10 protein-coding genes and 1 pseudogene are annotated in these 12,321 nt (G+C 71.4%); 5 read left to right on the top strand and 6 right to left on the bottom strand.

Translation table 11 applies throughout. From position 1 onward, the window contains the following. Positions 1-63 precede the first annotated feature (63 nt). On the bottom strand, positions 64-1,464 hold the full coding sequence (locus tag H0S67_RS18360; RefSeq protein ID WP_180934211.1) for an FAD-binding oxidoreductase: 1,401 nt from the start codon (positions 1,462-1,464) through the stop codon (positions 64-66). Between the two features lie 150 nt (positions 1,465-1,614). Between H0S67_RS18360 and H0S67_RS18365 the strand changes: the two genes are divergently transcribed. Next, the gene (locus H0S67_RS18365) at positions 1,615-2,703 is read left to right on the top strand and encodes a GNAT family N-acetyltransferase (protein WP_180934212.1); all 1,089 of its coding nucleotides are present in this window, start codon (positions 1,615-1,617) and stop codon (positions 2,701-2,703) included. Here the strand turns inward: H0S67_RS18365 and H0S67_RS18370 are convergent. Both H0S67_RS18370 and H0S67_RS18375 read right to left on the bottom strand, forming a co-directional pair. Next, the gene (locus H0S67_RS18370) at positions 2,670-3,884 is read right to left on the bottom strand and encodes an MFS transporter (RefSeq protein WP_180934213.1); all 1,215 of its coding nucleotides are present in this window, start codon (positions 3,882-3,884) and stop codon (positions 2,670-2,672) included. The genes H0S67_RS18365 and H0S67_RS18370 overlap by 34 nt on opposite strands. A gap of 215 nt (positions 3,885-4,099) precedes the next feature. Then, positions 4,100-6,309 (bottom strand): annotated as a pseudogene (locus H0S67_RS18375) (NADP-dependent isocitrate dehydrogenase). Between the two features lie 189 nt (positions 6,310-6,498). On the opposite strand from H0S67_RS18375, the gene H0S67_RS18380 reads away from it, so the two are divergent. The 3 genes from H0S67_RS18380 to H0S67_RS28420 all read left to right on the top strand — a co-directional run bounded on the left by H0S67_RS18380 (position 6,499) and on the right by H0S67_RS28420 (position 9,153). Then, complete coding sequence (locus tag H0S67_RS18380; protein WP_180934214.1) at positions 6,499-7,785, top strand: aquaporin; 1,287 nt, start codon at positions 6,499-6,501, stop codon at positions 7,783-7,785. Continuing rightward, the gene (locus tag H0S67_RS18385; protein WP_180934215.1) at positions 7,778-7,927 is read left to right on the top strand and encodes a hypothetical protein; all 150 of its coding nucleotides are present in this window, start codon (positions 7,778-7,780) and stop codon (positions 7,925-7,927) included. Before H0S67_RS18380 ends, H0S67_RS18385 begins: the two co-directional genes overlap by 8 nt. Before the next feature lie 659 nt (positions 7,928-8,586). Further along, positions 8,587-9,153 (top strand): HNH endonuclease, encoded by a 567-nt coding sequence (locus H0S67_RS28420; RefSeq protein WP_425489945.1) that lies wholly within the window; start codon positions 8,587-8,589, stop codon positions 9,151-9,153. Here H0S67_RS28420 and H0S67_RS18395 read toward each other — a convergent pair. Then, the gene (locus H0S67_RS18395; protein ID WP_180934216.1) at positions 9,099-9,710 is read right to left on the bottom strand and encodes a hypothetical protein; all 612 of its coding nucleotides are present in this window, start codon (positions 9,708-9,710) and stop codon (positions 9,099-9,101) included. The two genes, H0S67_RS28420 and H0S67_RS18395, sit on opposite strands and share 55 nt — an antisense overlap. A gap of 257 nt (positions 9,711-9,967) precedes the next feature. On the opposite strand from H0S67_RS18395, the gene H0S67_RS18400 reads away from it, so the two are divergent. Then, entirely contained in the window at positions 9,968-10,957 is a 990-nt protein-coding gene (locus tag H0S67_RS18400; protein WP_180934217.1) for a malate dehydrogenase, read from the top strand. A 75-nt stretch (positions 10,958-11,032) separates the two neighbouring features. Here the strand turns inward: H0S67_RS18400 and H0S67_RS18405 are convergent, their stop codons facing one another. Then, complete coding sequence (locus tag H0S67_RS18405; RefSeq protein WP_246354869.1) at positions 11,033-11,443, bottom strand: DUF3017 domain-containing protein; 411 nt, start codon at positions 11,441-11,443, stop codon at positions 11,033-11,035. Between the two features lie 14 nt (positions 11,444-11,457). Beyond that, positions 11,458-12,309, bottom strand: a complete 852-nt coding sequence (locus tag H0S67_RS18410; protein ID WP_180934218.1) for a bifunctional methylenetetrahydrofolate dehydrogenase/methenyltetrahydrofolate cyclohydrolase — start codon at positions 12,307-12,309, stop codon at positions 11,458-11,460. Between the last annotated feature and the right edge of the window lie 12 nt (positions 12,310-12,321).

Consider the following 12,321-nt stretch of genomic DNA (forward strand, 5'->3'; position numbering starts at 1 on the left):
CGCCATTCTCCCCGATCGCTCCGGGAGCCCGCACGCGGGGAGGCGCCCCGGCGGGATCGGGGGTCAGCCGACCGTGCCGGCGCCGGCACCCGCAGCGACGGTCTCCCGGGAGGGCGGGATGTTCTGGTTGTGGCGGAACACGTTGGTCGGGTCCCACACGTCCTTGATGGCCTGCAGCCGGGCGAACTTCTCCGGCCCGAAGGCCGCCTCCACCCGGCCCAGCCCCTCCTCGCCGATGAAGTTGAGGTAGGCGTTGCCGGTCGTCCAGGGCTTCATCGCCGCGGCCAGGTCGCGGATGAAGGCGATGTTGCGCTGGTCCTCGGCGTGGTCGGGCGGCCACATTCCGAGGTAGTGCAGGTTGTACGGCGCCTGCCGCTGGCCGAACGCGGTCTCGTCCTCACCCACCCGCGAGACCGCGCCACCACCCTGGAGCAGGATGATCTGGGTCAGCGGCGACGGGGCCGGCTGCGCCTGCGCCACGAGCCGGTCGACGGCCTCGTCGGGCAGCTCGGCCAGGAAGTCGCCGCTCCAGTAGTTGTGCATGCCCGCCGGGTTGGGCTCGTCGATCAGCTGTTGTACCGCCGTGTAGGGCATCGGCTGCACGAGGTCGACCGCCGGCGGGCCGAAGTCCCGCAGCGGCGCCAGGAAGCGCTGGCCCTCGTCGATGTCACCGGCCCAGCAGACGATGACACCCGCGGCGGGCTGCCCTCGGGCCGGCTCGGGGACGAACTCGGCCGGCGGCGCCGTGATCAGCGCGACGCCCGACCCCAGGGCGTCGGGGGCGTCCTGCACCAGGTCGCGCCAGAACTTGATCAGATCACGCGTGAGGAAGCCGGGGTAGAGCAGCATCCCGCCCAGCACCAGCGGTCCCACCTCGTGGAGGCCGAAGGTGAACTCGGTGACGACCCCGAAGTTGCCGCCACCGCCCCGCAGGGCCCAGAACAGGTCGGGGTTCTCCTCCGCCGAGGCGGTCACGATCCGCCCGTCGGCGGTGACCACCTGCATCGACACCAGGCTGTCGCAGGTCAGCCCGCAGCAGCGCTCGAGCCAGCCGCTGCCCGAGCCCAGGGTCAGCCCGGCGACGCCGGTGGTGGTGACGCGGCCGCCGGTGACAGCGAGGCCGAACTCCTGGGTGGCCGCGTCGACCGGCCCCCAGGTCGCCCCGCCACCGACCCTCGCGAGCCGCTCGTCGGGCCGCACCTCGATCCCGTCCAGGGCGCGCAGGTCCAGGCAGACGCCCCCGTCGACGACGGCCGAGCCGGTGACGCCGTGGCCGCCGCCGTACACCGAGAGCGGCGAGCCTGCCTCGACGGCCCAGCGCACGGCCGCCGCCACCTCGTCGGCGTTCGATGGCCTCAGGATCCGCTCCGGCCTGCGGTCGATCATCCCGTTGAAGACGCGGCGGGTCTCGTCGTAGCCGTGGTCTCCGGGCCGGATGGTCAAGCCGTCGTACTGCTGGGTCATCGGGGTGCTCCTGTTTCTCCCCCGCGTGGCCTCCCCCCATTGGAGTCCTCGGCCCGCCGGAGCGCCATCGCCCGTTCTGGGGACGTCCGTGGTCGCGGGTCGTGCTGATTTCGGTTTGCCCCGCCCGGCCGGGGTTGGCAGGGTTCGGCCATGGCTCAGGCACCCACCCTCACCGACGGCACCGTGACCATCCGCGCCCATCGGGCCGACGACGCGCAGGGCGCCTACGAGCAGAGCCAGGACCCGCTCTCGCAGCGGTGGACCACGGTGCCGGTGCCGTACGCGATGGAGCACGCCCACGCCTTCGTCGGAGAGTTCATGCCGAAGGGCTGGACCGACGACTCGGAGTGGGGCTTCGCGGTCGAGGTGGACGGCAGGTACGCCGGCACCATCTCGCTGCGCAACGAGGGCAGCGGCCGCGCCGAGATCGCCTTCGGCTCCCACCCGTGGGTGCGCGGCACCGGCGCGATCGAGCGGGCGCTGCGGCTGATGCTGGAGTGGGGGTTCGCCGAGCAGGGCCTGCAGACCGTGGTCTGGTATGCCAACCGCGGCAACTGGGCCTCGCGGAAGCTGGCCTGGCGGCTGGGCTTCTCCTTCGACGGCACCCTGCGCTCCTGGCTGCCCCACCGCGGCGAGCTGCTGGACGGCTGGGTCGGCATCCTGCTGCATGACGACCCACGCGAGCCGCGCACGACCTGGCTGGCGAACCCGGTCGTGGAGGGGGACGGCGTCCGGCTGCGCCCCTTCACCGAGGCCGACGTGCCCCGGGTGGTCGAGGGCATCGGCGACGCCGGCACGCAGTACTGGCTGGCGTTCATGCCGCGGGACCCGGGCGAGGCCGAGGGGCGCGCCTACCTCGAGACGGTCCAGGAGCGGCTCGCGACGAACCACACGATCACGTGGGCCTTCTGCGCGAGCGACGACGACCGGCTGCTCGGCGTGGTGGGGCTCTACCGGATGGACGTCGAGCCCGAGGTCGGCTACTGGGCGCACCCCGAGGCGCGGGGCCAGGGCCTGACGACGCGGGCGGCGGGCCTCGCCATCCGGTACGCGTTCGAGACACTGGGCCTCGAGCGGCTCGCGGCGTACGCCTCCGCGCCGCACGCGGCCTCGCGGCGGGTCCTCGAGGCCAACGGGATGCGGCCCACCGGGATCCAGCGGAACGCCGCCCGCACGGGCGCGGGCGAGGTCGTCGACCTCGCGGGCTACGACCTGCTGGCCACCGACGTACGCACGTGAACGGCCGCGGAGGCCAGGATCACGAGCAGGCCGCCGACGGACAGGGCGACCCCGACCAGCGCCGGGGCGCGGTAGCCGTGGCCCGCTGCGATCACCAGGCCGCCGAGCCAGGCGCCGAGCGCGTTGGCGACGTTGAGTGAGGCGTGGTTCATCGCCGCGCCGAGGGTCTGCGCGTCGCCGGCGACGTCCATGAGGCGCAGCTGGAGGTTCACGACCAGCACGGAGCCGAGCACCGTGATCAGGAAGACCGGCAGCAGGGACCACCAGCCGTGGGGCGCGAGCGCCCAGAACAGCAGCAGCACCCCGCCCATGCCCACCGACCCGATCAGCAGCGCGCGGTAGATCGACCAGTCGGCCAGCTCGCCGGCGACCCAGGTGCCGGCGACCATGCCGAGCCCGAAGACGAACAGGGCGACCGGGACGGACGACTCGGAGAGCCCACCCACCTCGGTCAGCGTCGGCGAGATGTAGCTGTAGACCGCGAACATGCCGCCGAAGCCGATCGCCCCGGCGAGCAGCGTCAGCCACACCTGCGGCTTGGAGAACGCCTTGAGCTCGCGGCGGCCGGTCGCCTCCGGGTCGCCCGGGCAGGACGGCACGTAGGCCACGACCATCGCGACGGTCAGCAGCGCGAGGGCGGCGACCGCCCAGTAGGCCGAGCGCCAGCCGAGGTGCTGGCCCAGCCAGGTCGCCGCCGGCACGCCGACCACGTTGGCGACCGACAGGCCGAGCATCACCATCGCGACGGCGCGCCCCTTGCGGCCGGTGGGCGCCATGCTGGCGGCGACCAGCGAGGCCACGCCGAAGTAGGCGCCGTGCGGCAGGCCCGCGAGGAAGCGGGCGGCGAACAGCAGGTGGTAGTCGGTGGCCAGGGCGCTCGCGGCGTTGAACACGGCGTACGCCAGCATCAGCGCCACCAGCAGTCCGCGCCGGGGCCACTTGGCGCCGAAGAACGCCAGCACCGGGGCGCCGACGACGACGCCGAGCGCGTAGGCGGAGATGACGTGGCCGGCGACCGGGATCGAGGTGTCGACCCCGTCGGCGATCTGCGGCAGCAGCCCCATCGTCACGAACTCCGTCGTACCGATGGCGAAGCCGCCCATCGCGAGGGCGAGGACGGCGAGGACGAAGTGGCCGGTGCGGGTGCCGGTCTCGATGGGGGCGGGTGCGGTCGTCGTCATGACGGAAGGTGAGTCTTCCCGGTCGGGTGCGGAGGGGCGGCTGACGGCGTACGCAGCACTCACAGTCTCCAACCGCGGCCCCTGCGGCGCCTATTCCACGCTCGTGGACGCAACGACCACAACCCGCCGAGTCGGCGCAGGTTGACCACCACATGGCGCCGAGCCGGCGCTGATGCCCCCTTTCGGGGTACAACAGCGCCGACTCGGCGGGTGGATCAGAGGGTCGCGAGAGCCTCGTTGAGCGTCTTCGACGGACGCATCACGTGGTCGGCCTTCTCGTCATCGGGCTGGTAGTAGCCCCCGATGTCGGCCGGCGAGCCCTGCACCCCGTTGAGCTCGGCCACGATCGTGTCCTCGTTGGCGCTCAGGGTGTCGGCGAGACCCTTGAAGGCGGCGGCGAGGTCGGCGTCCTCGGACTGCTTCGCCAGCTCCTGGGCCCAGTACATCGCCAGGTAGAAGTGCGAGCCGCGGTTGTCGATGCCGCCGATCTTGCGGGTCGGCGACTTGTCCTGCTCGAGGAACGTGCCAGTGGCCTTGTCGAGGGTGTCGGCGAGGACCTTGGCGCGCGCATTGTCGGCGTACCCCGCGAGGTGCTCGAACGACGCGGCCAGCGCGAAGAACTCACCGAGGCTGTCCCAGCGCAGGTAGTTCTCCTTGACCAGCTGCTGCACGTGCTTGGGTGCCGAGCCGCCGGCGCCGGTCTCGAAGAGGCCGCCGCCGTTCATGAGCGGGACGACCGAGAGCATCTTCGCCGACGTGCCGAGCTCGAGGATCGGGAACAGGTCGGTGTTGTAGTCGCGCAGCACGTTGCCGGTGACCGAGATGGTGTCCTCGCCCTTGCGGATCCGCTCGAGGGAGTACGCCGTCGCCTCGGCGGGGCCATGATCTCGATGGTCAGACCGTCGGTGTCGTGCTCGGGGAGGTACTCCTTGACCTTCGCGATCAGGTTGGCGTCGTGGGCGCGGGTCTCGTCGAGCCAGAAGACCGCCGGGGCACCGGTGGCGCGGGCGCGGGTGACGGCGAGCTTGACCCAGTCGCGGATCGGCTCGTCCTTGGTCTGGCAGGCGCGCCAGATGTCGCCGGGCTCCACGTCGTGCTCGATCAGCACCTCACCGGCGCCGTTGACGACCTGGACCTTGCCCGCGGCCGGGATCTCGAAGGTCTTGTCGTGGGAGCCGTACTCCTCGGCCGCCTTGGCCATCAGGCCGACGTTGGGCACCGAGCCCATGGTCGAGGGGTCGAAGGCGCCGTGCGCGCGGCAGTCGTCGAGGACGGTCTGGTAGACGCCGGCGTAGGAGGAGTCCGGGATGACCGCGAGGGTGTCGGCCTCGCCGCCGTCGGGGCCCCACATGTGGCCGGAGGTGCGGATCATCGCAGGCATCGAGGCGTCGATGATGATGTCGGAGGGCACGTGCAGGTTGGTGATGCCCTTGTCGGAGTCGACCATCGCCATCGCGGGGCCGTCGGCGATGCCGGCGTCGACCGCCGACTTGATCGCGTCGCCCTCAGGCAGGTCCGTGACCGCGTTGAGGAGGGCGCCGAGGCCGTCGTTCGGGGAGATGCCGGCCGCGGCCAGGGCCTCGCCGTACTGCTCGAAGAGCGTGGGGAAGAACGCCTGCACGACGTGGCCGAAGATGATCGGGTCGGAGACCTTCATCATCGTCGCCTTGAGGTGCACCGAGAACAGCACGTCCTCGGCCTTGGCGCGGGCGATCTGCTCGGCCAGGAAACGGCGGAGCGCGGCGACGTTCATGAACGTGCCGTCCACGACCTCGCCCTTCAGCACCTTGATGCCGTCCTTGAGCACCGTCTCGGTGCCGTCCGCGGCGACGTGCTTGATGGTCAGGGTGTCGTCGGCCGGGAGGACCACGGACTTCTCGTTGGAGCGGAAGTCGTCCTTGCCCATGGTGGCGACGTTGGTCTTGGAGTCGGGGCTCCACTTGCCCATGCGGTGGGGGTGGGCCTTGGCGTAGTTCTTCACCGACGCCGGCGCACGGCGGTCGGAGTTGCCCTCGCGCAGCACCGGGTTGACCGCGGAGCCCTTGACCTTGTCGTACTTGGCCCGGATCTCCTTGTCCTCGTCGGACTGGGGGTTCTCGGGGTAGCTGGGCAGGTCGTAGCCCTTCTCCTGCAGCTCCTTGACCGCGGCCTTGAGCTGCGGGATGGAGGCGGAGATGTTGGGCAGCTTGATGATGTTGGCCTCGGGCTTGGTGGCCAGCTCACCGAGCTCGGCGAGGGCGTCGTCGATCCGCTGCTCGTCGGTGAGGCGCTCGGGGAACTGCGCGATGATCCGGCCCGCGAGCGAGATGTCCCGGGTCTCGACCTCGACGCCGGCCTGGGCGGCGTACGCCTGGATGATCGGCAGGAAGGAGTAGGTCGCCAGCAGGGGCGCCTCGTCCGTGTGCGTGTAGATGATCTTGGCCATGGGGTTCGGCGACTCCTGAGACGAGGGAAACATTTCTTGACGTCAAGATACCTGACGGGTACGACCCACTCAGCGTGGCATCCGCCCGCCGCGGGAGCAACGAAGGTCTCAGGAGCCGAGGCAGCGCCGGGACTAGACTGCGGATCGACCCCGACGGACGGGGCCTCGCGCACGAGGAGGCAGTCGGAGATGGCAGAGACGACCACCACCGCCCAGAAGCTGTCCGCGGAGGTCATCGGAACCTTCGTGCTGGTGTTCTTCGGTTGCGGAGCCGCCGTGATCAGCGGTGGCAACTACGTCGCCACCGGCTTCGCATTCGGGTTCACCGTGCTGGTCATGATCTATGCGTTCGGCAGGATCTCGGGCGGCCACTTCAACCCCGCGGTCTCGGTCGGCGCCGCGCTCGGCGGCCGGATGGCCTGGAGCCAGGTGTTGATCTACGTGGCCGCGCAGCTGGCCGGCGCGCTGCTCGCGGGCTTCACGCTCTTCGTCCTGCTGCACGGCTTCCCCGGCTACACGTCCACGGGGCACATGGGGCAGAACTCGTACGGCGACGCCGTCGGCGCGAGCGGCTTCGCCTGGTGGGCGGCGTTCCTGCTCGAGCTGCTCATGACCACCGTCTTCGTGTGGGTGATCCTGGCCGTCACGGATGCCCGCAACGAGCACCCGGCGCTGGCGCCGCTGGCGATCGGCCTCGCGCTCACGATGATCCACTTCGCCTCGATCGGAGCCACCGGGACGTCGGTGAACCCGGCCCGCTCGATCGGGGTCGGCGTCTTCGCCGGCACCGACGCGGTCATCCAGCTCTGGCTGTTCATCCTGGCGCCGCTCATCGGCGGCGCGGTCGCCGGCGCGTCCTACACCGCACTCTTCGGCATGGGCAGCGAGCCGGTGCCGGGCTCCGGCTTCACCTTCTCGCGGCGCCCGCCGCCGTGCCGGGCTACGGCGCCCCCGACCAGTACCAGCAGGAGTGGAACCAGGAGAACCCCGCCGTGCAGGCGCAGGCCCAGGTCGCGCAGGAGCAGGCCCAGCAGGCGCACCAGGCTCAGCAGGCAGAGCAGGCGGGGGCCTGGGGCACCGAGCCGATCATCGAGAACGGCTGGCAGTGGGACCCCAGAGCCAGCAGTGGATCCCGGCCCAGCAGCAGCAGCCGCCGACAGGCGGCGGCCACGCGTAGCGGAGCGTTGCTCCCTTCGGCCTTCAGGCTGCTGGGGGGTTGCGGTCTTCTTGGCAGCTACGCGGGGGACGCCCGTCGGGGTTGAGGTTGCTTCCCGGGCTGCGGGTCGGCGGTCCTTGGGCAACCATCGGGAATGTCTCGAACATGTGATCGATTCGTTATCTTCGCCGGTGGATAACCGCAGGTCAGCGCCTCCTGACTGTCGGTGGCCTCTGGTTGAGTTGGGTCATGGAGCAGCCCACCGGTACGCCGACCACCCCCGCCGGGGTGCTCGCTGCTGCCAACACGCTGGTGGCTGATCTGGACGAGACGATGTGGGTGGCCAGGACCTCGGAGGAGCTGGTCGAGGCGGTGGTGGTGGCCGAGCGGCTCCGCGCCCACCTCGCCGCCCTCGAGCCGGGGTGCTGGCGAGGTGCACGCCCGCGGGGTCGCCAAGGGTGAGTTGGCGTGGGGGTCGACCGCGGAGTGGTTCACCCACCTGGCCGGCACCCACCGCGGCACCGGCCACCAGACCATCCGCCAGGCCGAGGTGCTCGTGCATGAGCGGTCCGCGACGCAGCCGCGATGGTCGCCGGCCGGGTCTCACCCGAGCAGGCGGCGGTGATCGTGGACGCGGTCGACCGACTCCCACCGATGCCCAGGTGCGGGCGGACGGGGAGGCGTTCCTCCTCGATGCCGCGTCCCGCCTGAACGCGACCGACCTGGCCAAGGCCGCCGGCACCTGGTCGAGGTCGCCGACCCCGACGCGCCGAACGCAAGACCGAAAGGAGCTGGACCGGCAGGACCGGGCCGCCCACCACGGTCGGTTCCTGGCATCGTCGAGGACGGCGCCGGCGGCATCCGGCTCCGCGGCCGCGGCACCGTCGAGGACGCCGCCGCGATCAAGGCCGCCCTCCCCCGCTCACCAAGCCCCAGCCCGCGGTCGACCCGACCACGGGTGAGGAGAACGTGGACCCCCGCGACCACGGCGCCCGGCTCTGGGACGCGCTGGTCGAGACCTGCCGGCACGCCCTGACCACCGACCTGCCACCCGACTGCCACGGCGCCAGGCCCCGGATCGCGGTCACCACCAGCCTCGAGGCCCTCCAGGAACAGATCGACTGGGCCACCCTCGGCACCGACTTCCCACCAACGGCACAGCGGTCACCGACGACGGGCTGGAGCTCACCCCCGCGACTATTCGGCGGATGGCCTGCGACGCCGACCTCATCCCCATCGCCCTCGGCACCCAGGGCGAGGTTCTCGACGTCGGCCGCACCAGCCGACTGGTCACCCCCGCGATCTGGCGGGCCCTGGTCTGCCGCGACCGGCACTGCGCGTTCCCCGGCTGCACCAGACCCCCGGTGATGGGCCACGCCCACCACATCGTCCCCTGGGCCGACCACGGCGCCACAAGTCTCGAGAACCTGGTGCTGCTCTGCGGCCACCACCACCGCACCATCCACCACCCCCCTGGCAGGTCCGCCTCAACCCAGGAGACGGCAGGCCCGAGTTCCTCCCACCCCCAAGACCCGGAGCCCCACCACCCACCTGGATCCGCACCCGAAGGCGTGAGTGACCCGGCCACCCCAATGAGCGCCTCAGCCCCGGGTCAACCCCACCAGCTGCACGCTCAGGTTCCCTCCACCGATGGTCTCCGCATAGACCAGCCCCACCCGGGCGCGTAGTACTTGCGCTGCTCCAGGGCGGGCTCGAGCGCCGAGGTGTCCTCGGTCTCCACCAGGTCCTCGTAGTCGTCGAGCGGGACGCTGCGCTGCTCGGTGATGGAGAGGACCTCGGACTGGTCCTCGGCCACCCCGGGCGCGTGCTCCTGGAGGTAGCCGTCGCCGACCCGCGGGTGCGCGGCCATCATCAGGCCGGCCTCCGCGCCGTGCACCCCTGCCTCCCACGAGCCGGTGGTGTCACGCCGGCCGTGGTGGTGGGCCGTGACATCGGCGCCGAACTTCCAGACATTGCCCGCGACGTCCTGGGCGTACCAGTCGAAGGTCTCCGAGACGACCTTGCCGTTGTCGCCGGCGATCACGTCGCGCACCACGGTGGTGGTCACGCCCTGCACGACCTTGGTGCGGTCGGTGACGGACACGACCTCGGTGCGGTCGCCCCCGTCGCCGGTGGTCCGGTAGGTCCACGTCGTGCCCGGCTCCAGCGGGAACCAGCGGTTGTCGACGCCGTCGACGAAGTCGCGCGGGTCGGCCGAGGGGGTGGGGATCTGCAGCTCGTCCACCCCCGACGGCGGAACGGTGGGCGGCCGCCGGCACAGGAGGTGGTTGTCGGGGACACCGCGGCAAGGACGGCCAAGGCCGCGAGCACGCGGCGTACCTTCGGGCCGGTCCCCCTTCCAGTCATGGCCACAGCATGGCGTACGGGTGGTGTCCGAGCGCGTGGACCTCCGTCGTCGCACGCGTGGCCACGCTGCTAGCGTCGGCCAGAGATTCAACCCGTCTGCCCGGACCCGGGCACGCCGTCCGACAAGGAGTCCACGTGAGCTCTACTCCCCTCAAGGTGGCCGTCACCGGTGCCGCCGGCCAGATCGGCTACAGCCTTCTCTTCCGCCTCGCCAGCGGCGCACTGCTCGGCGCGGACCGCCCCATCGAGCTGCGGCTGCTGGAGATCACCCCGGCGCTGAAGGCCCTCGAGGGTGTCGTCATGGAGCTCGACGACTGCGCGTTCCCGACCCTGGCCGGCGTCGAGATCGGCGACGACGCCAACACCATCTTCGACGGCGCCAACCTGGCCCTGCTCGTCGGCGCCCGCCCGCGCACCAAGGGCATGGAGCGTGGCGACCTGCTCTCCGCCAACGGCGCGATCTTCACCGCCCAGGGCAAGGCGCTCAACGAGGTGGCCGCCGACGACATCCGCATCGGCGTGACCGGCAACCCGGCCAACACCAACGCGCTGATCGCGATGACCAACGCGCCCGACATCCCGCAGGAGCGCTTCTCCGCGCTCACGCGCCTCGACCACAACCGCGCGATCTCCCAGCTCGCGGCCAAGACCGGCGCGGCGGTGACCGACATCAAGCGGATGACCATCTGGGGCAACCACTCCGCGACGCAGTACCCCGACGTCTTCCACGCCGAGGTGGGTGGCCGCAACGCCGCCGAGGTCGTGGGCGACCAGGCCTGGATCGAGAACGACTTCATCCCGACCGTCGCCAAGCGCGGCGCCGCGATCATCGAGGCGCGGGGCTCTTCCTCCGCCGCCTCCGCTGCGTCGGCCACCATCGACGCCGCCCGCGACTGGCTTCTCGGCTCCCCCGACGACAACTGGGTGTCGATGGCCGTGGCCTCGGACGGGTCCTACGGCGTGCCCGAGGGCATCATCTCCTCGTTCCCGGTGACCACCAAGGACGGCAACTGGGAGATCGTCCAGGGCCTCGAGATCGACGACTTCTCGCGCGGCAAGATCGACGCGTCTGTCGCCGAGCTCGAGGAGGAGCGCGCCGCCGTCAAGGAGCTCGGCCTGATCTGAGCCCGATCCGGCCCTGACATACAGAACGCCGGCCCGTCGCACGTCGACGGGCCGGCGTTCTGCTGCGCGGGAGACTTAGACCGGCTGGTTGGGGATCGTGCTGGCCAGGAAGATCAGGAGGACGCCGACGCCGGCGAGCATGAGGCAGTCGACGAGACGGTGGCGTACGGCGAGCATCCCGGCGTCACGGGCGGGCAGGATCAACCGCGCCGCGGCCGCCAGGATCAACCCACCGGCGATCCAGCGGATGCCCGGGCGCCAGTCCCCCGTCGAGACGATCCCGATGCCGACCGCCGTCGCCGCGAGCACGACGAGGTAGAAGATGCCCCCGATCGTGGACGGGTAGCGACGGCCCTTCGGCTCGTCGGCGCCGTCGACGCCATCGACGTCGTCATCGACGCCGTCAACGCCGTCATCAACGCCATGGACGCCGTCGACGTCATGGGTGCCATCGGCGTCGTCCGGCGGCAGGGCGGGGTCGGTCACGGCGCGCTCGACCGTCAACCCTGGGCCTTCTCGGCCATCGACACGATGTTGGACAGCAGCATCGCGCGGGTCATCGGCCCGACACCTCCCGGGTTGGGCGAGACCCAGCCGGCGACGTCCCAGACGTCATCGGCCACGTCGCCGGCGAGCTTGCCCTCGACCCGGGAGACCCCCACGTCGAGGACGGCAGCGCCCGGCTTGACCATGTCGCGGGTGATGATCCCGGGCACCCCGGCCGCGGCCACCACGATGTCTGCCTGCCGGACGTGCGCGGCGAGGTCGCGCGTGCCGGTGTGGCACAGCGTGACCGTGGCGTTCTCCGAGCGGCGGGTGAGCAGCAGGCCGAGCGGCCGGCCGACGGTGACGCCACGGCCGACGACCACGACGTCGGCTCCGGCGATCTCGACGTCGTGGCGGCGCAGCAGCTCGACGATCCCGTTCGGGGTGCACGGCAACGGCGCCTCCGTGCCGAGGACCAGCCAGCCGAGGTTCGTCGGGTGGAGCCCGTCGGCGTCCTTGGCGGGATCGACCAGGCCGAGGACCCGGTTCTCGTCACGTCCGGTCGGCAGCGGCAGCTGCACGATGTAGCCCGTGCACGCGGGGTCGGCGTTCAGGCGGTGGACCGCCTCCTCGATCTCCTGCTGGGTCGCGGTGGCGGGCAGGTCGACGCGGATCGACTCGATCCCGACTTCGGCGCAGTCCTTGTGCTTGCCGTTGACGTACCACCGCGAGCCGGGGTCGTCGCCGACCAGGATGGTGCCCAGCCCCGGGACCACGCCCGCGTCGCGCAGCGCGGCCACCCGCGCCTTGAGCTCGCCCTTGATGGCCGCCGCGGTCGCGGTGCCGTCCAGCTTCTGTGCGGTCATGCGGTCATCCTG

This window comes from Nocardioides ungokensis, from assembly GCF_013466985.1.
Taxonomy (GTDB): Bacteria; Actinomycetota; Actinomycetes; order Propionibacteriales; family Nocardioidaceae; genus Nocardioides; species Nocardioides ungokensis.

What these genes read in the sequence shown, in the direction of transcription:
- H0S67_RS18380 (WP_180934214.1), top strand. Translation starts at nt 6,499, where the DNA reads ATGGCAGAGACGACCACCACCGCCCAGAAGCTGTCCGCGGAGGTCATC.
- H0S67_RS18365 (WP_180934212.1), top strand. Translation starts at nt 1,615, where the DNA reads ATGGCTCAGGCACCCACCCTCACCGACGGCACCGTGACCATCCGCGCC.
- H0S67_RS18410 (WP_180934218.1), bottom strand. Translation starts at nt 12,309, where the DNA reads ATGACCGCACAGAAGCTGGACGGCACCGCGACCGCGGCGGCCATCAAG.
- H0S67_RS18370 (WP_180934213.1), bottom strand. Translation starts at nt 3,884, where the DNA reads ATGACGACGACCGCACCCGCCCCCATCGAGACCGGCACCCGCACCGGC.
- H0S67_RS18360 (WP_180934211.1), bottom strand. Translation starts at nt 1,464, where the DNA reads ATGACCCAGCAGTACGACGGCTTGACCATCCGGCCCGGAGACCACGGC.